Source organism: Achromobacter sp. DH1f (genome assembly GCF_000633435.1).
Taxonomy (GTDB): domain Bacteria; phylum Pseudomonadota; class Gammaproteobacteria; order Burkholderiales; family Burkholderiaceae_B; genus Achromobacter; species Achromobacter deleyi.
The window spans coordinates 65,240-90,107 of sequence record NZ_AYMF01000013.1 but is presented as its reverse complement, the minus strand read 5'-3'; the positions used below and the strand labels follow the sequence as shown (position 1 = coordinate 90,107).

19 protein-coding genes are annotated in these 24,868 nt (G+C 69.0%); 12 read left to right on the top strand and 7 right to left on the bottom strand.

The window, feature by feature from the left end; all coding sequences use genetic code 11:
• Window positions 1-13 precede the first annotated feature (13 nt).
• Genes U858_RS0113700 through U858_RS0113685 form a run of 4 tightly spaced genes read right to left on the bottom strand, consistent with a single transcriptional unit; the run spans window position 14 to window position 6,858 of the window.
• Window positions 14-1,762, bottom strand: coding sequence for an ABC transporter ATP-binding protein (locus U858_RS0113700; protein WP_025137723.1), 1,749 nt, complete (start codon window positions 1,760-1,762; stop codon window positions 14-16).
• Window positions 1,759-3,576, bottom strand: a complete 1,818-nt coding sequence (locus U858_RS0113695; RefSeq protein ID WP_232786534.1) for an ABC transporter ATP-binding protein — start codon at window positions 3,574-3,576, stop codon at window positions 1,759-1,761. The genes U858_RS0113700 and U858_RS0113695 overlap by 4 nt, the downstream gene beginning before the upstream one ends.
• The gene (locus U858_RS0113690) at window positions 3,573-4,805 is read right to left on the bottom strand and encodes an MFS transporter (protein ID WP_025137721.1); all 1,233 of its coding nucleotides are present in this window, start codon (window positions 4,803-4,805) and stop codon (window positions 3,573-3,575) included. Before U858_RS0113690 ends, U858_RS0113695 begins: the two co-directional genes overlap by 4 nt.
• 1 nt (window position 4,806) lies before the next feature.
• Window positions 4,807-6,858, bottom strand: a complete 2,052-nt coding sequence (locus U858_RS0113685) for a TonB-dependent receptor (RefSeq protein WP_198529721.1) — start codon at window positions 6,856-6,858, stop codon at window positions 4,807-4,809.
• Between the two features lie 111 nt (window positions 6,859-6,969).
• On the opposite strand from U858_RS0113685, the gene U858_RS34235 reads away from it, so the two are divergent.
• The 6 genes from U858_RS34235 (at window position 6,970) to U858_RS0113650 (ending at window position 13,160) form a co-directional block, all read left to right on the top strand.
• On the top strand, window positions 6,970-7,896 hold the full coding sequence (locus U858_RS34235) for an AraC family transcriptional regulator (RefSeq protein WP_025137719.1): 927 nt from the start codon (window positions 6,970-6,972) through the stop codon (window positions 7,894-7,896).
• Between the two features lie 156 nt (window positions 7,897-8,052).
• Complete coding sequence (locus U858_RS0113670; protein WP_025137718.1) at window positions 8,053-9,672, top strand: PepSY domain-containing protein; 1,620 nt, start codon at window positions 8,053-8,055, stop codon at window positions 9,670-9,672.
• On the top strand, window positions 9,669-10,019 hold the full coding sequence (locus tag U858_RS0113665) for a DUF3325 domain-containing protein (protein WP_025137717.1): 351 nt from the start codon (window positions 9,669-9,671) through the stop codon (window positions 10,017-10,019). The genes U858_RS0113670 and U858_RS0113665 overlap by 4 nt, the downstream gene beginning before the upstream one ends.
• Before the next feature lie 147 nt (window positions 10,020-10,166).
• A complete protein-coding gene (locus U858_RS0113660) occupies window positions 10,167-12,167 on the top strand; it encodes a ribonucleoside triphosphate reductase (RefSeq protein WP_025137716.1) in 2,001 nt (666 codons plus the stop codon).
• Window positions 12,168-12,214: 47 nt separating this feature from the next.
• The gene (nrdD, locus tag U858_RS0113655) at window positions 12,215-12,397 is read left to right on the top strand and encodes an anaerobic ribonucleoside-triphosphate reductase (RefSeq protein WP_025137715.1); all 183 of its coding nucleotides are present in this window, start codon (window positions 12,215-12,217) and stop codon (window positions 12,395-12,397) included.
• On the top strand, window positions 12,363-13,160 hold the full coding sequence (locus U858_RS0113650; protein ID WP_025137714.1) for an anaerobic ribonucleoside-triphosphate reductase activating protein: 798 nt from the start codon (window positions 12,363-12,365) through the stop codon (window positions 13,158-13,160). The genes nrdD and U858_RS0113650 overlap by 35 nt, the downstream gene beginning before the upstream one ends.
• On the opposite strand, the gene U858_RS0113645 is transcribed toward U858_RS0113650, so the two are convergent.
• Window positions 13,151-14,590 carry a PLP-dependent aminotransferase family protein gene (locus tag U858_RS0113645; protein ID WP_025137713.1) on the bottom strand — a complete coding sequence of 480 codons (1,440 nt, stop codon included), beginning with the start codon at window positions 14,588-14,590 and terminating at the stop codon, window positions 13,151-13,153. The genes U858_RS0113650 and U858_RS0113645 overlap by 10 nt on opposite strands.
• A 132-nt stretch (window positions 14,591-14,722) precedes the next feature.
• Between U858_RS0113645 and U858_RS0113640 the strand changes: the two genes are divergently transcribed.
• The 6 genes from U858_RS0113640 to U858_RS0113615 all read left to right on the top strand — a co-directional run bounded on the left by U858_RS0113640 (window position 14,723) and on the right by U858_RS0113615 (window position 22,633).
• Window positions 14,723-16,012, top strand: coding sequence for a hydroxymethylglutaryl-CoA reductase, degradative (locus U858_RS0113640; protein WP_025137712.1), 1,290 nt, complete (start codon window positions 14,723-14,725; stop codon window positions 16,010-16,012).
• A gap of 94 nt (window positions 16,013-16,106) precedes the next feature.
• Window positions 16,107-16,580, top strand: coding sequence for a hypothetical protein (locus tag U858_RS0113635; RefSeq protein WP_025137711.1), 474 nt, complete (start codon window positions 16,107-16,109; stop codon window positions 16,578-16,580).
• Window positions 16,577-17,965, top strand: coding sequence for a tripartite tricarboxylate transporter permease (locus tag U858_RS0113630; RefSeq protein ID WP_025137710.1), 1,389 nt, complete (start codon window positions 16,577-16,579; stop codon window positions 17,963-17,965). The genes U858_RS0113635 and U858_RS0113630 overlap by 4 nt, the downstream gene beginning before the upstream one ends.
• 126 nt (window positions 17,966-18,091) lie before the next feature.
• The gene (locus U858_RS0113625; RefSeq protein ID WP_025137709.1) at window positions 18,092-19,249 is read left to right on the top strand and encodes a nitronate monooxygenase family protein; all 1,158 of its coding nucleotides are present in this window, start codon (window positions 18,092-18,094) and stop codon (window positions 19,247-19,249) included.
• Window positions 19,250-19,343: 94 nt separating this feature from the next.
• Window positions 19,344-19,973, top strand: coding sequence for a TetR/AcrR family transcriptional regulator (locus U858_RS0113620; RefSeq protein ID WP_025137708.1), 630 nt, complete (start codon window positions 19,344-19,346; stop codon window positions 19,971-19,973).
• Window positions 19,970-22,633: a PEP/pyruvate-binding domain-containing protein gene (locus U858_RS0113615; protein WP_232786533.1), complete on the top strand. Its 2,664-nt coding sequence runs from the start codon at window positions 19,970-19,972 to the stop codon at window positions 22,631-22,633. The genes U858_RS0113620 and U858_RS0113615 overlap by 4 nt, the downstream gene beginning before the upstream one ends.
• Here U858_RS0113615 and U858_RS0113610 read toward each other — a convergent pair.
• Entirely contained in the window at window positions 22,611-24,083 is a 1,473-nt protein-coding gene (locus U858_RS0113610) for a HAMP domain-containing sensor histidine kinase (protein WP_025137706.1), read from the bottom strand. The genes U858_RS0113615 and U858_RS0113610 overlap by 23 nt on opposite strands.
• Complete coding sequence (locus tag U858_RS0113605) at window positions 24,080-24,811, bottom strand: response regulator transcription factor (protein ID WP_025137705.1); 732 nt, start codon at window positions 24,809-24,811, stop codon at window positions 24,080-24,082. Before U858_RS0113605 ends, U858_RS0113610 begins: the two co-directional genes overlap by 4 nt.
• Window positions 24,812-24,868 lie beyond the last annotated feature (57 nt).

The following is a 24,868-nucleotide window of genomic DNA, read 5'->3' as shown; positions in this document are numbered from 1 at the left end:
GCGCCGGCCCCTGTCAGGGCAGCGACTGCAAACGCCATCCCCGCGCCTGCTGCTGGCGCTGCCACATCGCGGCATAGATGCCGCCCTGCGCCAGCAATTCGGCATGCGTGCCGGCTTCGCGCAGGCGGCCGGCATCCAGCACCAGGATCTGATCGGCGTGCTGGATCGCGTTCAGGCGATGGGCAATCACCACGACCGTGCGCCCGCGCGCCAGATCGCCAATGGCGCGCTGGATCTCGGCCTGGGCCGACGGGTCCACGCTGGCGGTGGCCTCGTCCAGCAACAGGATCGGCGCATCCTTGAGCAGCGCCCGGGCAATGGCCAGCCGTTGGCGTTCACCGCCCGACAATGATTCGGCGTTTTCCGACAGCACCGTGTCGTAGCCTTGCGGCAGCGCCATGATGAAGTCGTGCGCATGGGCACGCCGCGCCGCGGCTTCGATCTCGGCATGCGTCGCGCCCGGCCTGCCGATCAGCAGGTTGTCGCGCACCGATCCCGAAAACAGCACCACGTCCTGGAACACGATGGCCACGCGTTCATGCAGGGCCTGTGTGCCCAGCTGCCGCAGGTCGGCCCCGCCCAGCCGGATGGACCCTGCCGTCACATCCCACAACCGCGCCAGCAGGTGCACCAACGTGGTCTTGCCGGCGCCGCTGCGGCCGACGATGGCGGTCAGCCCGTTGGCCGGGATGCGGCACGACACGCCGTCCAGCACCGGTTCGCCGCCTTCGTAGGCGAAGCGCACGTCACGCAGTTCAACGTCCAGGCCTTGCGGCGCCGACGGGCGTTCGGGCTCAGGCAGCATGGGTTCGTGCAGCACCGCTTCGATGCGGCCCATGGCGCGCTGCGCAAAGCGCAGCAGCAAGGTCGACAGGCCCACCTCGAACAATTGCCGGTACAGCGGCAGCGCCACCACCAGGAACAGCAACAGCTGCTCTGGCGAATACGACGCGTCGGCCAGTCGCGCGGCACCCGCCAACGCCAACACGACGAACCCCGCCTCCAGCACGAAGCCAAACAACGCCAGCCAGGGCGCCGGCCTGGATTCCACGGCGGTCACCGCGGCCAACTGCTCGTCCAGGATGCCGCGCAGCCGCTGCCAGGCCTGGCCGTGCCGACCGAAGCCGCGCCACACTGGCACCCCGGCCACGTATTCGGCCAGCGCCGCCTGGGCCGCTTCGTTGGCGGCAAACATCCGCTGGCCGGGGCGCCGCGCCACGCGCTGCGTCCACGCCATCGCCAGCGCCGCCAGCGGCACCACGGCCGCCACGCCCAACGCCATCGGCGCATCCAGCCAGGCCAGGAACAGCAGCAGGAAACACGGCATCGCCAGGCCCGAAATGAACACGCCCAGGAAGTGCGACCAGATCGACTCGACCATCTCCAGGTCGGACGTCAGCCGCGCCGCCAGGTCGCCGGTGCGTTGCCGTTCGAACCAGCCCATCGGCAAGCGCCGCAGGTGGTCTGCCAGCCGCAGCCGCGCCTCGCCCATCATGGCGTAGGCGCCGGCGAAGATCAGCGGCATGGCGCGCTGGCCGGCCGCGATGCGCAGCCAGACCAGCAACGCCAGCCCCGCGCCCGCCCCTACGATGAATGTCGGCGACGCCGTGCCCGCAAACCCCCGCCGCAACAGCAGATACAGCGCGCCGTAGAACGCGGCGCTCAGCGCCCCTTCGGCCACCGCCCAGGCCACGCCCCGCGCCAACCGCGCATCACGCCGCCCCGCCAGGCGAAACCCGGCCTGCGCCAATGCTCGGATCATGCTTGTTCTCCCTTGGCGACCAGGCGCCAATTGCGCGCGGCCTCGTGGTCGCGCCATAAATCCTGATAGGCCGCGCAGCCGGCCAGCAGTTGGTCATGCGTGCCCTGCCCCGCGACCCGCCCCCGGTCCATCACGACGATGCGGTCCGCCTGCATCACCGTATGCAGCCGGTGCGCAATCATCAGCACCGTGCGGCCCCGACACAGCCGCGACAGCGCGTCCTGCACCAGGGCTTCGTTTTCGGCATCGATGCTGGACGTGGCTTCATCCAGCAGCAGGATGGGCGCGTCTTTCAGCAGCGCACGGGCGATCGACAGCCGCTGACGTTCGCCGCCCGACAGCCGCGCGCCGCGTTCGCCGACGACGGTCTGGTAGCCATGCGGCAAGGCCATGATGAAGTCATGGGCGCTGGCCGCGCTCGCGGCGCTTTCCAGCTGCGCGGCGGTGGCATCCGCCCGCGCCAGCCGCAGGTTGTCGGCGATGGTGCCGTGGAACAGGAAGACGTCCTGGAACACCACGCTGACCTGCGCCAGCAACGCGTCCAATGGCCAGTCGCGCACGTCGCGCCCCCCCACGCGCACCTGCCCGGCACTCGCGTCGTACAGGCGCGGCAACAGCCGCGCCAGCGTGCTTTTGCCGGATCCGCTGGCGCCCACCAGCGCGGTCAACCGACAGGCCTCGGCCCGAAACGACACCCCGTCCAGCGACAGTCTGTCGCCATAGCGATGGCTGACGCCGTCGTATTCGATGTGCAGCGGGCCGGATGGCACGACGGCGCCGGCCTGCTCGGCCAGCGCGGGCGCGGCCAGCACGGCGTTGATATTGCCCAGCGCCTGCTTGCGCTGCGACTGTTCGCCCAGGGCGAACGTCAGGCGCAACAAGGGCTGCAATACGGCAGGCGACAGCAGCAGGAACAGGAACAACGTGGCCAGGTCCAGCGTGCCTTGCGCGTGCAGCCACACGCCCAGCGGCGCCACCAGCAGCAGGTTGGACGAGAGCAGCCCCGTATAGACCAGCCAGCCCCGGGCGCTGGTGCGCGCATAGTGGGCCACCCAGTCCGCGGACCCGCGAATGGCGGCGGCCAGGCGGCTGAACGACCGTGCATCCCGCCCGAACGACTTCACCACCTGCACGCCGCGCACGTATTCGCCGACCTGGTCGGCGATCTCGCGCTGCAATGCGTTCCATTGGCCCGCCCCCTTGGCGGCCTGCCGCATCAGGACCGCCTGCGCCACCAGCGCCGCCGGCAGGGGCGCGACCGCGGCCAGCGCCATGCGCCAGTCCACCGCGAACAGCACCGCCAGCGCCGCCAGCGGCACCACGGCAGCCGCCACGGCGTCGGGCAGCATGTGCGCCAGGAAACCTTCCAGGCCGTTCACGTCATCCGTCAGCACCCGCCGCAGGCCGCCGCGGCCGCGCGCCGAGAAAAACGACAGCGGCACCCGGCCAAGCTTGCGCGCCACCGCCAGCCGCAACCGATGCTGGATGCTGAAGGCGCCGTGGTGCGCCAGGATATGGCTGACCGCCATGGCCGCCCAGCGCAGCGCCAGCGCCGCCAGCGTCCAGCCCGCCAGGCGCCAGACAAGCGCCATGTCGGGCGCGGGCGCCAGCCATTGCACCGCCATGCGGTAGATGAGCCAGAATGGCGCCACGCTCAGCGCCGCGGACACAATCGCTACCACGACCGACAAGCCCAGCAGCCCCGGCGAATGCCGCACCAGGCTGGCAAAGCCGTGCCCCCCGGCATCCATCGCCGGATCGGACGCGTCACCCGCCGGCACACCGGCGTCTTGCCGCACCGGCTGCGCGCTCATCGGACGGCTCCATCCAGCCGGCGCAGGCTCCAGACGATGCCCAGCAAGGCCACCCCCGCCACCGCCCAGGCCAGCCCGAACGCACGGCCATAGCCTAGCGCCTGGCCCAGCCCGCCGATGGCCGCCGCCGCGATGGCGTTGGACAGGCTCTCGCAGCACTGCATCACCGTGTAGTCCGTGCCCGGCCGGCGCGGCGAGGCCCAGTTCATGAACAACGTCCATACCGATACGTACATGGCGCCTTCCGCCAGCGACTGCACCGCGAACGCAGCGAAGATCACGCGGGTGTCGCTGACCTGCGCCCATTGCAGGCACCAGGCCGTACCCAGCAGCAGCGTCACCCCCGTCAACGACGCGGCCACGGCGCCCCGGTCACCCAGGCGGCGGATCAGGGGAATGCCGATCAAGACCCCGCCCACCGCATTGGCCACCAGGTTGCTGACCTGCAGCCCGCCCGCCTGCGCCACCGACAGGCCGTGGTCGATCAGCCAGGGTTGCAGCAACACGGCCACGGCCGTGCCCGCGCACTTGAACAGCACGGCGATAAACAAGGCCCAGCCCAGGTCGCGGTGTTCGCGCAGGTCGCGCAACCGCACCCGCCCCACCGGGCCGGCCGGCGTGGCGCCGTCAGCCGCTGCCGGCACCCGCCGCCAGCGCTTGCCCAGCAGCAAGGGCAGGTACAGCAGCAGCATCAACCCGGCCATCAACTGCACGGCCACCGTCCAGCCCCAATGCTGGTGCACCACCAGCAAGCCGCCACCACCGGCCAGCATCCCGCCGATGAACGCCGTCACCTGGATCGCGTTGGCGGCGCCCGCCGTGCGTCCCTGCATGCGGGCCACGGCATAGGCATTGGTCACGATGTCCTGCGTGGCGCACACCAGGTTCAGCGCCACCGCGCCCGCGACGCACAGATAGAGTTCGGTGGACGGCGGAAAGTACGACAGCAGCAGGCACAAGACGATGGCCAGCCACTGCGTGGCCCCGATCACATAGGCGTAGCTGCGCCGCGCGCACCAGTTTTCGATCGGCCCGGCCCACAGGAATTTCAGCGCCCACGGCAGGAACGCCAGGCCGGTCAGGCCCACGTCGGACACGCTGTGGCCGCCGTCGCGGATCAGCACGCCCAGCGCATTGAAGGCCAGGCCGCCCGGCAGGCCCTGCGCGAAATACATCAGGCCCAGGGCGATGAACTGGCTGCGCCGGTCAGGCAAGGGTTGCGTCGTCATGCTAGAAGTCCAGGCCCACGCGCACGCCCACCACGCGGCCGGTGCCGGCCACCACCAGGTCATTGAGCGCCCGGGTGTAATAGACGCGGTCCGTCAGGTTCTTGCCGTACACGCCCACCGTCCAGTGGCGATCGACGCGGTAGGACAGTTGCGCGTCCAGCAAGGTGTAGGCGTCGTTCTTGACCGTGGTGGTGGGATACAGGTTGGACGAGCCCTGGTGGCGCACCGCCAGGCCCGCTTCCCAGCCCGGCGCGAAGCGCCACGCCGCCGTCACGCCATAGCTCTGGCGCGGCGTATTCGGAAACTGCTGGCCCGAATAGTCGACCCCGCCGGTGCTGTAGTCGTCGTACACCGCCTTGACCAGTCCCACAAACGCCGTCAGGTCCACGCTGCGCACGGGGCGCCAGGTGCCGGACAGTTCCATGCCCAGGTTATGCGAGCGGCCCGCGTTGGTGGTCAGGCTTTGGCCGCCGCTGCCGATCGTCACGACCTGCTGGTCGCGCAGCTTGGTATAGAAGCCCACCGCGCTCACGTTCCAGGTCTCGTCCACCCCTTGCAGGCGGTAACCGAGTTCGGCGTAGTTGCCGTATTCGGGCTGATACGCCTGCGCGGCGGACGCGCTGTCGGTGGCGTACTGATTGAAGCCCGACGCCTTGTAGCCGCGTGCCAGCGTCGCCCAGGCGAATTGCTGCGCATCAGGACGGTATTCCAGCGTCAGGCGCGGCAGCAGCACGGTGTCGTGGGTCTTGCTGCGCAGCGTTTCCACGGCGCTGTACGACCCGGCGCTTTGCGTGCTGCGCCAATCCATGCGGCGCTCGTCGCGTTCGACGCGCAAGGCGCCCGCCACGCGCCATTGCGGATTGAAGCGCCAGCCCAGCTCGCCGAAGATCGCCGCGGTCGACCCCTTGATGCGGGCCGACGTCACGCTGCTGAACACATCGGCCATGCCGAAGGTATAGGGCGAATCGCGGCGGATCTTCGACGCATAGATGCCGCCCATCCAGTCCAGGCCGGCATCGCCGTCGGGCGTGTGCGACAGGCGGGCCTCGCCGCTGTATTGCTCGGTGGACGCGTTAAAGCCGCTGACCCCGCCAAAGACGGATTCGGGCAGCCAGTAATCCCAGTCGACCCGGCTGCCGCCCAGGTTGACGGCCAGGCGGTTGCCGTTGGCCAATTGGCGGTCGTACGACCCCGTCACCAGGGTGTACGACAAGTCATTCTGCCCCGCGTCGCCGTTGGCGGAATGGTGATCGTCCGCCAGGCTGCGCGTCGTGAAGAAATCGTTGCCGCCCTTGGTGTTCACGCCGTGCACGCCCAGCCGCCATTCGCCGCCTGCATCGTCCACGTGCAGGAACTTGATGCGGCCGAAGCGGCTGCGCCAGCCGCCCGTATTGTCCCGGTCCAGGGCGTCGTTCTTGACGTAGCCGTCGGCGTTGTCGGCGCCGCCCGCGATGCGGATGGCCGTGCGGTCGGACAACGGAATGTCCAGGCCCGCCGTCTCGCGCCGGCGGTTGCCGGTGGCGTATTCCACCTGCGCGTTGCCGCCGAATTCGAAACCCGGGTCGCGGGTGCGCACCGCCACCAGGCCGCCCATGCTGTTCTGTCCGTACAGCGTGCTTTGCGGGCCGCGCAGCACTTCGATCTGCTGCACGTCGAACAGCTGTCCCAACGTCGTCACCGTCATGGGCACGCCGTCGATCAGCGCGCTGGTGCTGGTGCTGTCGGACTCATCGTCCGAGAACCCCAGCCCGCGGATGGTGATGCTGGGCGTGTTCTGCGTGAAGCTGGTGAAGTACACGTTGGGCGAGCGGTAGGCCACGTCGTACAGGCTATCGAGCCCTTCGCGTTCGACGGCCAACCCGTCGATGACGGTGACGCTGGCCGGCGTGACCTGCTCGGCGGCCGATTGCTTGGTGGCGGTCACCACCACCGGGGCCAGCCTGGCCACGTCGGGGGCTGCCTGGGCATTCGCCTCGGGCGGCGCGGCACGCAGGGACAGGGGCGCGGCCAGCGCCAAGGACAGGCTGAGCGCCAAAGAGGTTCGGGTAGGCATGGACATGGAATCGCACAGGAGAGGGGAAGGAATCCGCCATACAATAGCGATTCTCATTAACAATTACTGCCCGGATCGGCAGTATTCCTACCCGGATCGGGAGCATTTGCGATGGACCTGCCGCTGATCGACCTTGCCCGGCATCTGCCCGACGACCCCAACCCGCCGCCCGAACTGTGGCCCGCCGCGCCCCAGCCCAATGCCGTGCACCAGACCGGCAACGGCCTGACGGCGTTTGCCAGCCATAGCCGCTACGAGCAGCCCGCCGATTGCCTGATCTGCGATTCCGACCAGCGCGTGCTGCTGTCGATCTGGCCCAAGGGCGGCATGGACGTCGCCGTGGACGGCCGCCAGCAGCAACTGCAAAGCCGCCAATTGCTGTGCGGCACGCTGGCCGGCGGACCCTGGCACACGCACATGACCGGCGACATGCCGCATGTAGGGTTGCTGGTTGCCCCCGCCCTGCTGCGCCAGATCGCCGGGGAAGACGGCGATGCCCTGGCCCGCGATCTGGAACGCGGCCTGGGCCTGTGGATCACGCCAAGCGACCTGCGGTTGCTGCAGGCCGCGCAAGAACTGGACGACGCCCTGATGGGCAGCGCCAGCTCGCCGCTGCTGCGCGAGGCCAAGAGCCTGGAGTTCCTGATCCAGGTGCTGCGGGTACGCGGCGCCGCCCGCTCCGACGGTGCGTTCACCCAGACCGCCGTCGTGCGCCGGGGCGACCACGAGCGCCTGATCCACGCGCGCAGCCTGCTGCTGGCCGACCTGGCGCAACCGCCCTCCATTGCCGACCTGGCGCGGCAATGCGGCATGAACACCTTCAAGCTCAAGCAGGTGTTCAAGCAGCATTTCGGCCTGCCCGTGCACGCGTTCTACCAGCGTGAACGCATGCGCGCGGCCTGGGACCTGATCGCGACCGGCGGACACAGCGTGTCGCAGGCCGGCCTGAAACTCGGCTACACCAACATGAGCCACTTCTCCAGCGCGTTCAAGCGCGTCCACGATGTCCTGCCGAATCAGGTCAAGCGCGGCGGCTGAACGCCGGCGCGGCGGGCGCCAGGCAAGGCGCACCGCCCCTTCCGACCCCATTTAGATTAGAATCGCAACCATTCTCAATAAAATGCCCGCGCGCCCAGCCCTGCGGCCGCGTCGACAAGAAAGAGGCTCGCCCTGAAATCCGGTTTCCGCTTATCCATGGCCTGGCTGCACACCTGGGTCGGCCTGTGGTTTTCCTGGTTGCTGTTCGCCGTGTTCCTGACCGGCTCGCTGGCGGTGTTTTCCGAGGCCATCACGCACTGGATGACGCCCGAGCACCACGCCGCCGAAGCCCGGGCCGCGCAGCAGACGTCCGCCCCCGTGAACCGCGAACGCCGGCTTGAACTGGCGGTGCAGTACATGACGCGCCACCACCCCGGCGCCGGCATGTGGGAGATCTGGCCCGTCGACCGCTTCCACGACAACGGCCTGGTGGCCTACTGGTTCGACAAGAACGGCCAATACGCCGACGCCGAACTGAACCCCGACACGGGCGAGGAACTTGCCGAAGATGCCCACGGCGCCGCGCGCGCCACGATCGGCGGCACGCACTTCGTCGACTTCCACTACACCCTGCACACCGATCCTGTCGGCCTGTGGATCGTGGCCTTCGCGGCCATGGCAATGCTGGTGGCGATGGTGTCAGGCGTGGTCACGCACAAGCGCATCTTCAAGGACTTCTTCACTTTCCGCGCCAGGAAAGGCCAGCGTTCGTGGCTGGACGCGCACAACGCGACCGCGGTGCTGACCCTGCCGTTCCAGTTCATGATCGTCTACACCGGCATCGTGATTTCCAGCGTGTCGCTGATGCCCGCGCCCATGGTGGCGGCCTACGGGTCCGGCATGCAAGCCTCGCGCCAGTACCTGACCGAACTGCTGGGCGAAGACAAGCCTGCCCCCACCGGCACGCCCCTGGCCGTGCCGGCGCTGGAACCCCTCGTGGCCCGCGCCGAACAGATGATCGGCCAGAGCGCCCGCGCCATCGTCATCAACAACCCCGAAGACGGCGCCATGCGCATCGGCGTGTATGGCTGGAACGAAGACGCCACGACGTACCGGTCGATCAGCAGCACCACCGGCATGGTGGAGTTTTCCGGCGCCACCGGCGACGTGCTGCGCATGCGCACGCCCGGCGGCGTGCACGGCGGCAGCGCATCGCTGACCCGCCAGGTCATGTCCGACCTGCACATGGTCAAGTTCGGCGGGCTGGCCATGAAATGGCTGTATTTCCTGTGCGGCCTGGCCGGCGCCGCCATGATGGGCACCGGCGCCGTGCTGTTCATGGTCAAGCGCCGTACCAAGATGGGCAACGAATTCGGCGCCGCCACCGCGCGCGTCTACCGCCTGATCGAAGGCCTGAACGTGGCCGCGCTGGCGGGGCTGGCCATCGCCTGCATCGCCTACCTGTGGGCCAACCGCCTCTTGCCCGTGTCGCTGCCGCAGCGCGCCGGCTGGGAAGTGCGCGCGTTCTTCATCGTGTGGGCGCTGACCTTGGCGCATGCCTGGCTGTGCACGCCGCGGCGCGCCTGGATCGGGCAACTGGGGCTGTTGGCGACGCTGTGCCTGCTGCTGCCCGTGCTGTCGCTGGTGACGCTGGGCGATCATCCGCTGGCGCAGATCGGCCGCGGCGACTGGGAAAGCGCGGGCGTCGAGCTCACGGCCATGGCCACGGGCCTGGCCGCCGCCTGGGCTGCGATACGATTGCGCAACAAGCCGCTGTCGGCCCCGCCGCAAGGCAAACCCCGCCCTCCCCGCGCCCCACAGGAAGCCGCCGCATGAATCTGAATGACGCCGCCGGCATTGCCATGGCGCTCTTGCTGACCTATTCCGGCATGGCTTGTCTCAGCCTGGCCATGCCGCGCCATTACGACCAGGTCTGGGGCCGCGACCCGTCGGCCAGCCATACCCGCGTGCTGCGTGGCGCAGGCATCCTGTTGCTGCTGCTGGCGCTGCTGCCCTGCGTGGGCCTGTGGGGCAATACCGTGGGCGTGGTGGCCTGGCTGGGCTGGCTGTCGGCCGGCGCCCTGCTGTGGGTCGGCATGCTGTCGTGGGCGCCGCGCCCGGCGATGCGCACGGCAGCCCTGGCGGTGGTGATTTCCATCGCGGGCGTCAGCTTCGGGTTCTAGGACCGCGCCGCCGGATTGCGCCGGCGCGGGTGCGCCCCGCGCCATTTGACCCGCATCAAACCCGACCGACAAACAGCGAGGCTGGGCCGCATTTAACACCATAGGTGGTGGTAGAGTTTTCTCACCCCACAACATATGGTGTCAGCGATGCAACTCGAACACATCCTCAAGCGCGACGGCCGAGTCGTGGAATTCGACCGCGCCAAGATCGCCGCGGCCATCGCCGCCGCAGGCCACAGCACGGGCGAACTGGATGCCGACGTCGCCCAGGCGCTGACCGCTGCCGTGATCGACGCGCTAACCGCCGACGGCAATGTCTGCCCCGGCGTAGAGACCATCCAGAACCAGGTCGAAGAGACGCTGGTGCGCGCCGGCTACTGGCGCACCGCCCGCGCCTACATCGTGTACCGCGAACAGCACGCCCGCCTGCGCTCGCTGCGCCACACGCTGGTGGACGTGGAAAGCGCCATGGAGGAATACCTGGAACAGCGCGACTGGCGCGTCAACGCCAACGCCAACCAGGGCTACAGCCTGGGCGGACTGATCCTGAACGTGGCCGGCAAGGTCACCGCCAATTACTGGCTGTCCAACGTCTTCACGCCCGAGGCCGGCCGCGCCCACCGCGAAGGCGACATCCACATCCACGACCTGGACATGCTCAGCGGCTATTGCGCCGGCTGGTCGCTGCGCCAGCTGCTGACCGAAGGCTTCAACGGCATTCCCGGCAAGGTCGAGGCCACGCCGCCGCGCCATATGTCGGCGGCCATCGGCCAGATCGTGAACTTCCTGGGCACGCTGCAGAACGAGTGGGCCGGCGCGCAGGCGTTCAGTTCGTTCGACACCTACATGGCGCCCTTCATCCGCCGCGACGCGATGACCTACGGCGAGGTCAAGCAGGCCATGCAGGAACTGATCTACAACCTGAACGTGCCCAGCCGCTGGGGCACGCAGACGCCGTTCACCAACCTGACCTTCGACTGGACCTGCCCGGCCGACCTGAAGGAGCAGATTCCCTACGTGGGCGGCGAGGAAATGCCCTTTGCCTACGGCGATCTGCAAGTCGAAATGGACATGATCAACCGCGCCTACATCGAAGTGATGATGGCCGGCGACGCCAAGGGGCGCGTGTTCACCTTCCCCATTCCCACCTACAACATCACGCCCGATTTCGACTGGGACCACCCCAACACCACGCGCCTGTTCGAGATGACCGCGCGCTACGGGCTGCCCTACTTCCAGAACTTCCTGAATTCCGACCTGGAACCGCACATGGTGCGATCCATGTGCTGCCGCCTGCAACTGGACCTGCGCGAGCTGCTCAAGCGCGGCAACGGCCTGTTCGGGTCGGCCGAGCAGACCGGCTCGGTCGGCGTGGTGACGGTGAACTGCGCCCGCCTGGGCCATACCTGCCAGGGCGACGAAGCCGCGCTGATGGCGCGCCTGGACCATCTGCTGGGCCTGGGCCGCGACGTGCTCGAAACCAAGCGCAAGGTGGTGCAGCGCTACATCGACCAAGGCCTGTATCCCTACACCCGGCGTTACCTGGGCACGCTGCGCAATCACTTCAGCACGTTGGGCGTGAACGGCATCAACGAGATGATCCGCAATTTCAGCGGCGATACCGACGACGTCACCACGCCTGCCGGCCACGCGCTGGCCGTGCGCCTGCTGGACCGGGTGCGCGAGCGCATGACGCAGTTCCAGGAAGAAACCGGCCACCTCTACAACCTGGAAGCCACGCCGGCCGAAGGCACCACCTACCGCTTTGCCCGCGAAGACAAAAAGCGCTGGCCGGGCATTCTGCAAGCCGGCACCGCGGCCCAGCCGTACTACACCAATTCCAGCCAATTGCCGGTGGGCCACACCGACGACCCGTTCGAGGCGCTGTCGCTGCAGGAAGCGCTGCAAGGCAAGTACACCGGCGGCACCGTGCTGCACCTGTACATGAACGAAGCCGTGTCGTCGGCCGACGCGTGCAAGGCGCTGGTGCGGCGCGCGCTGTCGAATTTCCGGCTGCCCTACATCACCGTCACGCCCACGTTCTCGATCTGCCCCCACCACGGCTACCTGGCCGGGCACCACGAGTTCTGCCCGAAGTGCGACGCCGAACTGCAAGCCAGGCAGGCGGCGTGCTGCGCCCCGGCCTGAATTTTTTCACCGGGCATTCCCGCCCGGCCCAACCCCAAGGAACCGCCATGCAAACCTTGATCTCTGTTGAACCCACTGCCCCCCAGGCCCTGCGCCTGCCCGATAGCCAGCGCGTGCGCTGCGAAGTCTGGACCCGCGTCATGGGCTATCACCGCCCCGTGTCTTCCTTCAACACCGGCAAACAAGGCGAATTCAATGAACGCCGCTTCTTCGTCGAACGGCGTGCCTGACGCGCCCGCTGGCCGCAAGGCCGCCCCGGCCGTGCGCCGCCAGGCGCTGCGCGTGGCCCACGCCGCGCCGCCGCGTCCGGTGACGCAGCCGCTGCCGCGCCATTCGGCGGCGGTGGGCGGCCTGACGCCGTTTTCCACCGTGGACTGGCCCGGCACGCTGGCCGCCGTGGTCTTCATCGCCGGCTGCCCCTGGCGCTGCCACTACTGCCACAACCCAGAATTGCAGACCCGCGCCGCGCGCTACGACTGGCGCGACGTGCGCGCCTTCCTGGACAACCGCCAGGGCTTGCTGGACGCCGTGGTGTTCTCGGGCGGCGAACCGCTGAGCGAACCGCGCCTGCCCTCGATGATCCGCGAGGCGCGCCGCATGGGCTTTCGCATCGGCCTGCACACCGCCGGCATCTACCCGCTGCGTCTGGCCGACGTGTTGCGCTACCTGGATTGGGTGGGCCTGGACATCAAGGCCGACGCGCAAGGCTATGACGACATCACCGGTCGGCGCGACTCGCAACGCCCCGCCCAGGCCTGCCTGACGCAATTGCTGACGGCCGGCGTGGATTTCGAATGCCGCATCACCTGGCATCCGGACTGGCTGAGCGAAGCCCGGCTGCTGGCCCTGGCCGGCGAACTGGCGCGCCGCGGCGTGAAGCGCTTTGCCGTGCAAAGCGCGCGGGCCAGTCCCGACGCGATGCCGGCCTGGCACCTGACCGCCCCGGCGCAGGCCGCGTTGCAGGCCCTGTTCGAACAGTTCGCCTACCGCTGACCCGGGCGCCGCCCGGCCGGCCCCAGCTGCGCCGCCAGCGCCGTCTGAAAGCGCGGCGACACCACCGCGCCCACGTTGCAGCGCGACCAGGGCGACACCGCCGTCGGGTCCACGCTGAACACGCGACCCGGCGCCATGATGACTTTCTCGGGCATCAGGTCCTGCGCCAGCGTCAGTGAATTTTCCACGCCCGGAAACGCCGCCCACAGATACAGCGAGCTTGTCGGCCGCACGTGCACCTTGGCCCCCAGCGCATCCAGCACCTGCAAGGCGTTGCCCGTGGCGGCCTGCAAACGCTGGCGCAAGCGCACCAGGTGGCGTTCGTAGTGGCCTTCGCGCAGCATCACATCGACCATGCGTTCGCAGTATTCCGAACTGCTGACGTGCACCAGCGCCTTCAGGTCGGCCAGGTCGCTGGCCAGCGCCGCGCCGCAGGCAATGAAGCCCACCCGCAGCGCCGCCGAGAACGATTTGGAGAAGCTGCCGATGTAGACCGTGCGTTCCAGTTGGTCCAGCGCCGACATGCGCACCGACGAGGTCGGCTTGAAGTCGGCCAGGGGGTCGTTCTCGACCACGATCAGGTTGTAGCGTTCGGCCAGTTGGAGCAGCTTGTAGGCCTTGGCCGGCGAAATATCCGACCCCGTGGGGTTGTGCGCCAGCGATTGCGTGAAGAACAGCCGCGGCTTCTCGCGCTGCAGCAAGGCTTCCAGCACGGCCAGGTCCGGGCCGTCCGGCAGGCGCGGCACGCCTAGCATGCGCACCCCCGCCAGCTTCAACTTGCCGAACAGAGGGTAGTAGCCTGGATCGTCCACCAGCGCCGCCGCGCCCGGCGGCAGGAAGTAGCGGATCACCAGGTCCATGGCCTCGTTGGCGCCGTGCGTCAGCACCAGTTGCGACGGCGCGGCGCTGATGCCCACGTCGCCCAGCTTGCGCACCAGGCTTTCGCGCAGCGGCGCGTAGCCAAAGCGGCTGCCGTAGCGGAATAAGGTGCCCAGGCCGGTGCGCACCACCTTCTGGTGGTAGCGGTCCATGCGCATGTCGGCCAGCCATTCCACCGGCGGAAAGCCGTCGCCCGCGGCGATGGCGTCGGGCTGCGTCTTCAGCTGTTCGCGCATCAGCCAGACGATGTCCATGGCGCGGCTGAGCTGGCCCGGTTCTTCGTCGGCCGCGCGTTGCGCCGGGCCCGTGTCCAGCACATAGAAGCCGGACCCGCGGCGCGGCTCGACCAGCCCGCGCGCCACCAGCATTTCAAACGCCACCACCACCGTGTTCTTGGCGTAGCGGTGCAATTGCGCCAGCTCGCGCAGCGACGGCAGCTTGTCGCCGGGTCGGTAGACGCCGTCGGCGATCTGGCGTCCGATCAGGCGGGCCAGGCTTTCGGCGATGGGTGCGGCGCGCGGGGCGCGGCCCAGGGGATTGTCGTCGTCCACGGGGTGGGATTCCAGTCGGGAGAAGGCCGAAATTGGTGCAGTGCAATGGTACTGTTTGTCCAAACTGTACCTCTGAATGCCGGTACAGTTTACCTAGAATCTCGCCACCTGATTCTTATATGGAGACATGCCATGGTGGCCGATTCACGCCTGCCGAACTTCCGCGCCCTCACCCCCGCCCAACGCCTGTCGGCCATCGCCGATGCCGCCGAACTGACGCCCGAAGAACGCCAGTTGCTGGCCGAACCCGGCGCGCTGGGCCTGGACCGCGCCGACGGCATGATCGAAAACGTCATCGGCGCCTTCGAGCTGCCGCTGGGCGTGGCCGGCAACTTCCAGATCAACGGCCGCGACGTGCTGGTGCCCATGGCGGTGGAAGAGCCGTCGGTGGTGGCGGCCGCCTCGTTCATGGCCAAGCTGGCGCGCAGCGGCGGCGGCTTCGAAACGTCCAGCACCCGGCCGCTGATGCGCGCCCAGGTGCAGGTGCTGGGCCTGACCGACCCGCACGGCGCGCGCCTGGCGCTGCTGCGCGAACGCGAACGCATCGTGACGCTGGCCAACAGCCGCGACAAGGTGCTGATCGGCCTGGGCGGCGGCTGCCAGGACATTGAAGTGCACGTGTTCGCCGATACCCCGCGCGGCCCGATGATCGTGCTGCACCTGATCGTGGACGTGCGCGACGCCATGGGCGCCAACACCGTCAACACCATGGCCGAGGCCGTCGCCCCGCTGGTCGAGGAAATCACCGGCGGCTCGGTGCGCCTGCGCATCCTGTCCAACCTGGCCGACCTGCGCCTGTCGCGGGCCCGCGTGCGCCTGACGCCCGACGTGCTGGACACCAAGGACCGCAGCGGCGCCGAGATCATCGAAGGCGTGCTGGACGCCTACACCTTCGCCGCCATCGACCCCTACCGGGCCGCCACGCACAACAAGGGCATCATGAACGGGATCGACCCGGTCATCGTCGCCACCGGCAACGACTGGCGCGCCGTCGAAGCCGGCGCCCACGCCTACGCCTGCCGCGACGGCCGCTACACATCGCTGACGCATTGGGAAAAAGACGCTGCGGGCGCCCTGGTCGGCACGCTGGAAATGCCGATGCCGGTCGGCCTGGTGGGCGGCGCCACCAAGACCCATCCGCTGGCACGCATCGCGCTCAAGATCCTGGCGGTGCGCTCGGCCCAGGAACTGGGCGAGATTGCCGTGGCCGTCGGCCTGGCGCAGAACCTGGGCGCGCTGCGCGCCCTGGCCACCGAAGGCATCCAGCGCGGCCACATGGCGCTGCACGCGCGCAACATCGCGTTGACGGCAGGCGCCGTCGGCGCCGAAATCGACGCCATCGCCAAGCGCATGGCCGCGGAACACGACGTGCGCACCGACCGCGCCGTGGCACTGCTGGAGGAACTGCGTAAACCGGCCTAGGGGCCCGGCACCGGCCGGCGGCAAACCGCCGGCCGCACAAGAACAGAGGCGGCGCGCCAGACCTGGCCGCCGCCCATCCATCAAGGAGACAGACATGGATAGAGACAGCAAGGCGTCCACCGGACGCCTGGCCGAAGTATGGAACGACACGGTCGACCTGCGCCACCTGGCCTGGGCGATCGCCATCGGCATCGGCGTCAGCGTGGCCGGCTTCTACGCTGCCAGCAGCTGGCTGCGCACCCGCGTGGCCTCGCCCGAGCTGGCCCACGCCTATGCCATGCTGGCGGGCCTGGCCGGCTGCGTGCTGGCCGGCGTGATCTGCGCACGCCTGTTCCCGCCCAAGCGCGAAGTGGTCGAGCACAGCGCCTCGCACGATCCCGCCTGGCGCGCCGAGGTGCTGGCCGAACTGGCCGCGCAACCCGGCGGCCTGGGCACCCTGGCCGACCTGCCGCCCGCAGTGGTCGAAGAACTGAAAGCACTGGACCTGTACGAACTGTTCGCCGCGCCGGCCCCCGCGCCCGCCGCCCGCAACCTGCCGCAAGGCGCCGCCAAAGAGGTGCTGGCATGAGCGATCCCGCACTGCTTGAACAAATCATGGTGGCCGCAGCCATGGGCCTGTTAGGCGCCGTGGTATTCGCCGCCATCGGCCTGGTGTCCGGCACCGACGAGACCACCACGCTGGCCCCGCTGACGCTGCTGGTCGTGCTGCTGGGCGTGCCGCCCGCCGGCGTCTTCACCTTCTTCCTGGCCGGCGCCGTCGCCAAGCACATGACCCATGCCGTGCCGACCGCGCTCTTGGGCATACCCGGCGACACCCTGGCCACGCCATTGCTGCAGGACGCCAACATGCTGCGCAAGCTGGGCGTGCCGCACATCGCGCTGCGCAAGATGGTGTCCGGCGCCATCGTCGCGGCCTTCGTGGCCGTGCCGCTGGCGGTGCTGTTTGCCGTGCTGCTGGCGCCGTTCGGCGGCGCCATCACCAAGTCGGCGCCGTGGATCTTCCTGGCCGCGGCCGTGCTGATCGCCTACTTCTCGGCCGGCCGCTGGGCTGCCGTGGCGCTGCTGGTGCCCTTCGTGGTGGTGATCGTGGCGCTGCAAAGCCTGACGGCCAAGTACGGCGTCAAGCTCAGCATCAGCTACTTCCTGGGCATTGCCATCGGCCCGCTGATCGCCGACCTGTTCACCGTGATCGCGCCGCAGGGCCGCGCCAAGATGATGCGCGACAAGGTGCGCACGTTCTCGCTGGCGCCGGATGTGAAGGGCTGGTCGGGTTACTTCCCCAACCCGCTGAAGGTCATGGACCGCATCCAGACCCGCTGGACGCTGGCCACCGCCACGATTTCCAGCGCCACCTTCGTGTTCAGCCCGGTCGCCATGACCGTGGTGCTGGGCGAACTGGTCGGCTCGCGCATCAAGCACGCCTACCATCGCCTGACCACCGTGCTCAGCGCGCGCAATGGCGTTACCGAGGCGACCTACATCGCCGAGGCCCTGATTCCGCTGATCGCCTTCGGCCTGCCGCTCAGCCCGGTGGCTGCCGGCCCCGCCGCGCCGCTGTTCAACGCCCCGCCCCGCTTCACGGTGGATGCGGCCACCGGCGAAACCCACAACCTGCACAACCTGCTGAACCACTGGGAATTCCTGGGCTACGGCATGCTGGCGGTGTTGCTGGCGGCGGTGGTGTCGTACCCGTTCGCCATGAACTTCGCGCGCCGCGCCGCGCTGTTCGTGTCGCGCAAGGTCAGCCACGAGGCCATCATTGCCACCTTCGTCGGCCTGATCATCGTGATCAGCGTCTGGGAAGGCCAGTTCCTGGGCCTGCTGGTGATCCTGACCATGGGCCTGTTTGGCGGCCTCTTGTCGCGCCTGTTCGGCTTTAACACCGGCGTGCAGTTCATGGGCTACTACACCGCCGTGCTGACGGTGCCGGCGCTGGTCAAGCTGGTGGCGTAACCCGCTGCCGCTCCAGGCGGAGCCCGCGCGCTCCGCCTGTATCCCCCTCCCACTTGATCCCGCGCAAAGCGGCGCGTCATGCCTTGCTCTAGCCTCGGAACCACTGTTCCTATGAAAGGCTTCTTCATGACGTGGTTCCAATCACTCACCCTCGCTGGACGCGAATTGCTGCCCATCGTCCAGGGCGGCATGGGCGTGGGCGTGTCCGCCCATCGCCTGGCTGGCGCCGTCGCCAGCCAGAACGCGGTCGGCACCATTGCCAGTGTGGACTTGCGCCATCACCACCCCGACCTGGTCGAACAGACCGAGCACTGCCGCGACCGCGAGCGCATCGATGACGCCAACCGCGTCGCGCTGGACCGTGAAGTGCGCGCCGCGCTGGACATGGCCGAGGGCCGCGGCCTGGTGGCCGTGAACGTCATGAAAGCCGTGCGCGACCATCCCGCGCTGGTGCGCCAGGCCTGCGAGAGCGGCGCCCAGGCCATCGTCATGGGCGCCGGCCTGCCGCTGGACCTGCCCGACATGACCGCCGATTACCCCAAGGTCGCGCTGATCCCGATCCTGTCCGAAGCGCGCGGCGTGGCCGCCGTGCTGAAGAAATGGATGAAAAAGGGCCGCATGGCCGACGCCGTCGTCATCGAACACCCCGGCTACGCGGGCGGCCACCTGGGCGCCGCGCGCCTGGACGACATCCACGACGAACGCTTCGAATTCAAGCGCGTGCTGGGCGAATGCCATCAGCTGTTCCACGACCTGCAACTGGGCAGCGACGCACCGCGCCTGATCGTGGCCGGCGGCGTGGGCAGCCACGAGCAGGTGCGCCACTGGCTGGCCAACGGCGCCGATGCGGTGCAGGTCGGCACCGCCTTCGCCGTCACCCAGGAGGGCGACGCGCACGAAAACTTCAAACGCGTGCTGATGCAGGCCGACCCGACCAAGCTGGCCGAATTCACCAGCGTGGCCGGCCTGCCCGCCCGCGCCGTCGCCACGCCGTGGCTGACCCGCTACCTGCGACAGGAAAAAACGCTGCAGGCCGGCGCCCGCTGCGACCCGCGTCGTTGCAGCCAGCGCATGGACTGCCTGACGCAATGCGGCATACGCGACGGCATCTCGCGCTTCGGCCAGTTCTGCATCGACCTGAAGCTGGCCGCCGCCATGCGCGGCGAAGTCAGCCGCGGCCTGTTCTTTCGCGGCGCGTCCAAGCTGCCGTTCGGCGACGCCATGCGCAGCGTACGGGAATTGATGGATTACCTGCTGAACGGCAGGATGCCGGCCGCGGCATGACGCTTGGCGGGTGCGGGGGGGCACGGCCCCTGAGGTTTCCGTAAATTATTGAACGACGTATAATATTATTCGTCGTCCAACAATTTACAGCCCCATGCCCACGCCCGCTCTCCCCGCCCCCGGCCTGCGCGAACGCAAGCGCCAGCAAACGCTGGACCATCTGGCCCAGACCGCCTATCGCCTGTTCGAAACGCTGGGCTATGACGCGGTCACCATGGAACAGATCGCGGCCCAGGCCGACGTTTCAAAGGGCACGCTGTACAACCACTTTCCGGTCAAGGAAGCGTTGCTGGCGCATCGCTTCCATACTGAACTGGCTGCGAGCGCGGCCGAGCTGTTGCCGGCCCTGCGCGCCCAGCCCGACTTCGCGAAACGGCTCAAGCGCGTGCTGCATGCGTCGGCGCACTGGTCTGAATCGAACCGTGCGTATCTGGGCCCGTACCTGCGGTACCGCCTGTCGACCCTGCGAGCGGATGACGGCACCGAAAAATCGCCACGCAGCGGCATGCAAGCACTGTTCGAAGGGCTGATCGCGCAAGGCCAGGCCGCCGGCCAATTGCGCACGGACCTGTCCGCCGAACGCCTGGCCCACCAGTTGCAGTTCCTGCACCTGGGCGCCCTGCTGCGATGGCTGGACCTGCCCGGCGCCAGCTTGCGCAAGGAATTCGACGCCCTCTTGTCGCTGTTCGTGCAGGGCGCCGCCGCGCCCGGGAACGCACCATGACATCCCAGACACCCGCTGGCCCGCCCCCTGACTCCACCGCGCAATCCATGCCCGCACGCGCCCCGTCGCCCGCCGCCACCACCGGCGCCGACATCCTGGATTGGGCGGCCGCCCGCCACGCCGGCCCCGCCGTCGCAGGCGGCAAGGGTTGGCAATTGGCGCGCATGGCCGAACTGGGCGTGCCGGTGCCGCCCGGGTTTGTGCTGTCGGCCCAGGCCGGCGCCGCCCATCGACACGGTGCGCCCGTACCGCAAGGCGTGGCCCAGGGGCTGCGCGATGCCCTGCACGCAAGAGGCTGGCTCGACACACCCTTGGCCCTGCGTTCGTCCGCCCCGCAGGAAGACGGCGCTGCGGCTTCATTTGCCGGCATCCACCTGTCGTGCCTGAACGTGCGTGGCGCGCAGGCCGCCCTTGATGCGCTGCAACGCATCTGGGATTCGGCCTGGACACCGCAGGCCGATGCCTATCGTCAGCGGCTGGGCCTGAGCAATGATGACCGGCCCATGGCGGTGGTCGTCATGCCGCTGGTGGCCGCCACCGCGTCGGGCATCGCCTTCACCTGCGATCCGCTGACGGGGCGCCATGACCACATGGTGATCCATGCCAACTGGGGCCTGGGCGAATCGCTGGTCGGCGGCCTGGCCGACGGCGACGAATACCGGCTGCGTGCAGACGCATTGACGCTGACCTGGTCGCTGATGGACGCGCGCATCGGCGCCAAGCGCCGAACCACGCAGTCCATCGAAAGCGGCGGCACGCAACTGGTGGACCAAACCGCCGAACAGGCCGCGCGGGCCGTACTGACGGCCGCGCAGATCGACACCTTGGCGGCGCTCGTGCGCGACGCCGCGCGCGCACTCGATTATTCCGCCGCGCCCTACGATCTGGAATGGGCCTGGGACGGCAGCCGCTTCTGGATCGTGCAAGCCCGCCCCGTCACCGCCCTGGCACGCCACACCTATCCCGGCCTGCAATCACAGCCGTCATACTGGTCCCGCGGCAACACCCGCGAGGTGCTGCCGCAACCCATGTCGGCGCTGGAATGGGACGGCGGCCGCCTCATGGCGCAACGCATGTTGACCTGCGGATTCGAGCTCAGCGGCTATCCCACGCTGCCGGGCGTGCGGATGGTGGCGATGTTCCAGGGCCGCGCCTACCTGGATGCCTCCGTCATCCAGTGGATCGGCCACGATGCGCTGGGCATCGCGCCGCACGCCATGAACGCCATGCTGGGCGGCCCGCAACCCAATATCCAGGTGCCGCGCCCCACCCTGTTGCAACGGCTGAACCATGGCCTGCGCATGCTGCGCTATCTGCGCCGGGCCGCGCCGCTGCGCCGCCGCGCCAAAGACGATCTGCCGCGCCAGTTCGCCCGCGCCCAGGCCTGGCTCTACGAAGCGCTGCCCGCTACGCCTGCCGCACTGGGCGCCAATCTGCACGAACAATTCCTGACCGTGGCCGCGGCCGACGACCTGTTCTTCCTGCAAGGGTCAGGCGGCGGCGCGCTGTCCAAGTTGCTCGACATCGTGGAACGGGCCCGTCCCGGCGCGGGACACGCCTTGACTGCCGCGCTGATGGCCGGCGGCGAGCCCAGCGTGACCGCGGCGCAAAGCTATGCCTTGATGGCGCTGGCGCAATTGGCATCGCGTGAACCGCAGGCGCTGGCCTGGCTGCGTGCGCCCGAACGCGACAGCGCTGCCTGGACCGACCAGTTGCCGCCGGACAGCGCGTTTCGCCGCGCGCTGGCGGATTTCCTGGCGCGCTACGGGCACCGCGCCGTATACGAAACCTATATGCGCAACCCGCGCTGGCGCGAGGCGCCCGGCTATGTCCTGGACAGCGTGCTGAACCTGATCGGCACCGATCCCGACACCCTGCGCACTCGCCAGGAACAGGGTGCGCGAGAGGCCTGGCGCCAGGTGCGCGTGGTCTTGCCGTGGTGGCAGCGGCCGCTGGCCGCCAAGCTGCTGGCGGCCGCCCGAATCGAAGGCGCCCAGCGCGAAGCCGCGCGCAGCGTGCTGGTGGCCTACCTGGCGGCGGCGCGGCGCAGTGCGCTGGAACTGGGCGCACGGCTGATGACCATCCCCGATGACATCTTTCACCTGACCGCCGAGGAAGTCTTCGCGCTGGCCGATGGCCGCCTGGCGCCCGTCCACGCCGAGCGACGCGCGGCGGACCGGCGCGTGCAATTGCAACGGTGGGCCGAGACGCCGGACACCGACGTGATCGTCGAATATGAAAACGCGTCGGCAGCGCAGGCAACCCTGGCCGCCGGTACGGTCACGCGCAACGCCGCTGCGCCCGCGGACGCCGACACGTGGCGTGGCACCCCGGTATCTGCGGGTCGGGCCCAAGGCCCGGCCTTCATCGCCCGCGACCCGGCCCAGGCGCTGGCCATGCCCGTGGGCGCCATCCTGATCGCGCCATCCACCGACCCCGCCTGGACCCCGCTGTTCCTGCGCGCCGGCGCCGTGGTGATGGAAGCCGGCGGCTACCTGTCGCACGGCGCCATCGTTGCGCGCGAGTTCGGTGTACCGGCCCTGGTCAACGTGCAGGGCATCCTGCAGCAGGCGGCAACGGGGGATCTATTGGACGTGGATGCCACGCGAGGCGTGGTGCGGCGGCTGCCCGCCGTCCCTAACGCGCCGCCGGCAGATTGAATTCAAACACCGCGCCCGGTTCGGGCCTTTCCACCAGCCGGATATCGCTGTGGTGCAGCTGCAGGATGCGGTGCACGATCACCAGCCCCAGCCCGCCGCTGTCGCGCGGGCCGTTGGCCAGCACCGACGCGCGGGTGAACAAGCCGGCGCGCAGCGCCTCGGGAATGCCGGCGCCGGTGTCGCTGACCCGCACCTGCACGCCCTCTCGCGCCTGCCCCAGGCTCAGTTCGATATTGCCGCCCGGTGCGCTATGGCGGATGGCGTTGTCCAGCAGGTTGGTCAGCACCCGCTCGATCATGCCCAGGTCGGCCCGCACCGGCGGCAACTCATGCGCGATCGCGGTGGTCAGCCGTTGCTGGCGCGCCTCGGCGGCCAGTTCGAATTTCTGGATCACGTCCTGCGCCAGCTCGGGCAGCGAAAAGGTCTCGGGTTCCAGCCGCACCAGACCGGATTCCAGCCGCGCCAGTTCGAACAGCTCCTGCGCCAGCCGGCCCACCTTGCGGCTTTGCGCCAGCGCGATGTCCAGATAGCGGCGGCGTTCGGACGCATCCAGCGTGTCGTCCTTCATGCGCAGCGTTTCCAGGTAGCCGTGCAACGACGTCAGCGGGGTGCGCAGGTCGTGCGAGATATTGGCCACCAGGTCGCGCCGCTGCTGGTCCTGCCGCGTCAGTTCGCGCCATTGTTCTGAAATGCGGCGGCCCATCTGCACGAAACTGCGGCGCAGCAGCGAAATCTCGTCGCCGCTGGTGTCCGTGGCGTCCGCGGGCTTTTCCAGCGCCGCCAGCGCCCGGCCGTCGTCGCCGTCGAAATCCCGCACGGCCCGCGTCAGACCGCGCAAGGGCCGGGTGATCAGCCCGAACGCCGCCAGGCCCGCCACCAGCCCCAGCAGGGCCACCAGCGCAATCGACCACAAGGTCGTGCGCAGCACCGAGCTGCGCGACACCGCCATGGCCAGCGCATCGTGCGCCTGGCCTTGCAGCACCACGTAAACGTAGCCCTTGTCCTGCCCCGCCACCCGCACCGGCGCGGCCGAAAACACCTTGGCCGTGTCCAGGTGGCGCGGGTCGTCGCCTTCGATGGGCAGCGCCTCGCCCGCCAGGAAACGCCGCACCGGCGCCAGGTCGACCCGTTCGCGCTTGATCTGCCCCGGCGGCGCCGCATCGCCCACGATACGGCCGTCGTTGGCCAGCAGATACACCTCGACCGACGGGTTCACCGCCATCAGCATGCCAAAGAGCGAGCGCACTGCATCGGGCTTCCAGCCATTGGCGTCCATCAATTCGTTGGTGCCGGCAATATGCTGCGCCAGCCCGCTGGACAGCCGCTGCACCACTTCCTGCTCGTAGCGCACATTGGCCGAGATCTGGAACCAGGCCGACGCGCCGCAGCACGCCAGCAGCAGCAAGGCGAACACGCCGGACAGGCGCTGGGTAAGGGTCAGGCGCTTCATGAGGCGGATTCCGGTTGCGGCGTGGGGCCGGCCGCGAATTTGTAGCCGCGGCCCCAGACCGTCAGGATGCGCTGCGGATTGGACGGGTCGGTCTCGATCTTGGTGCGCAGCCGGTTGATGTGCGTGTTCACGGTGTGCTCGTAGCCTTCGTGCTGGTAGCCCCACACCTGGTTCAGCAGGTCCAGCCGCGAAAACACCTTGTCCGGATGGCGGGCAAAGAAATGCAGCAGGTCGAATTCACGCGGGGTCAGTTCCAGCCGGCGCTCGTCCACCGACGCCGTGCGAGCGATCGGGTCGATCGCCACGCCGTGCTGGCGCAGGCTGCCCGCGTCGATGCGGGCGTTGCGCTCCAGCGCGTCGGTGCGGCGCAGCAGCGCCCGCACCCGCGCCACCAGTTCCAGCATCGAGAACGGCTTGGCCAGGTAGTCGTCGGCGCCCAGCTCCAGCCCCAGGATGCGATGCACCTCGCTGGAGCGCGCGCTGGTGATGATGATGGGCGTATAGCGCGCCATGGCCCGGGCGCGCTTGCAGATTTCCAGGCCGTCGATACCCGGCAGCATCAGGTCCAGCACCAGGGCGTCCCAGTCGCCTTCTTCCAGCCGGCGCATGCCTTCGTTGCCATCGGCGGCGTGCTCGACGGCGTAACCCTCGTCGCGCAGGTGCAGGCGCAGCAATTCGGCAATGTGGGCATCGTCTTCGACGATCAGGACGCGGCGGGGCGTATCCATAGGCGGGCTCGGGTCGGTGGCGCGGCGGGAGTGCCGCAAAAACGCCAGCCGCAGGCG

Excerpts from the sequence above, each read along its gene's own strand:
- U858_RS0113685 (WP_198529721.1), bottom strand. The coding sequence starts at position 6,858 with ATGCCTACCCGAACCTCTTTGGCGCTCAGCCTGTCCTTGGCGCTGGCC.
- U858_RS0113665 (WP_025137717.1), top strand. The coding sequence starts at position 9,669 with ATGAATCTGAATGACGCCGCCGGCATTGCCATGGCGCTCTTGCTGACC.
- U858_RS0113700 (WP_025137723.1), bottom strand. The coding sequence starts at position 1,762 with ATGATCCGAGCATTGGCGCAGGCCGGGTTTCGCCTGGCGGGGCGGCGT.
- U858_RS0113695 (WP_232786534.1), bottom strand. The coding sequence starts at position 3,576 with ATGAGCGCGCAGCCGGTGCGGCAAGACGCCGGTGTGCCGGCGGGTGAC.
- U858_RS0113660 (WP_025137716.1), top strand. The coding sequence starts at position 10,167 with ATGCAACTCGAACACATCCTCAAGCGCGACGGCCGAGTCGTGGAATTC.
- U858_RS0113605 (WP_025137705.1), bottom strand. The coding sequence starts at position 24,811 with ATGGATACGCCCCGCCGCGTCCTGATCGTCGAAGACGATGCCCACATT.
- U858_RS0113650 (WP_025137714.1), top strand. The coding sequence starts at position 12,363 with ATGAACGCCGCTTCTTCGTCGAACGGCGTGCCTGACGCGCCCGCTGGC.
- U858_RS0113690 (WP_025137721.1), bottom strand. The coding sequence starts at position 4,805 with ATGACGACGCAACCCTTGCCTGACCGGCGCAGCCAGTTCATCGCCCTG.
- U858_RS0113635 (WP_025137711.1), top strand. The coding sequence starts at position 16,107 with ATGGATAGAGACAGCAAGGCGTCCACCGGACGCCTGGCCGAAGTATGG.
- U858_RS0113640 (WP_025137712.1), top strand. The coding sequence starts at position 14,723 with ATGGTGGCCGATTCACGCCTGCCGAACTTCCGCGCCCTCACCCCCGCC.
- U858_RS0113615 (WP_232786533.1), top strand. The coding sequence starts at position 19,970 with ATGACATCCCAGACACCCGCTGGCCCGCCCCCTGACTCCACCGCGCAA.
- U858_RS0113620 (WP_025137708.1), top strand. The coding sequence starts at position 19,344 with ATGCCCACGCCCGCTCTCCCCGCCCCCGGCCTGCGCGAACGCAAGCGC.
- U858_RS34235 (WP_025137719.1), top strand. The coding sequence starts at position 6,970 with ATGGACCTGCCGCTGATCGACCTTGCCCGGCATCTGCCCGACGACCCC.
- U858_RS0113670 (WP_025137718.1), top strand. The coding sequence starts at position 8,053 with ATGGCCTGGCTGCACACCTGGGTCGGCCTGTGGTTTTCCTGGTTGCTG.
- U858_RS0113610 (WP_025137706.1), bottom strand. The coding sequence starts at position 24,083 with ATGAAGCGCCTGACCCTTACCCAGCGCCTGTCCGGCGTGTTCGCCTTG.
- U858_RS0113625 (WP_025137709.1), top strand. The coding sequence starts at position 18,092 with ATGACGTGGTTCCAATCACTCACCCTCGCTGGACGCGAATTGCTGCCC.
- nrdD (WP_025137715.1), top strand. The coding sequence starts at position 12,215 with ATGCAAACCTTGATCTCTGTTGAACCCACTGCCCCCCAGGCCCTGCGC.
- U858_RS0113630 (WP_025137710.1), top strand. The coding sequence starts at position 16,577 with ATGAGCGATCCCGCACTGCTTGAACAAATCATGGTGGCCGCAGCCATG.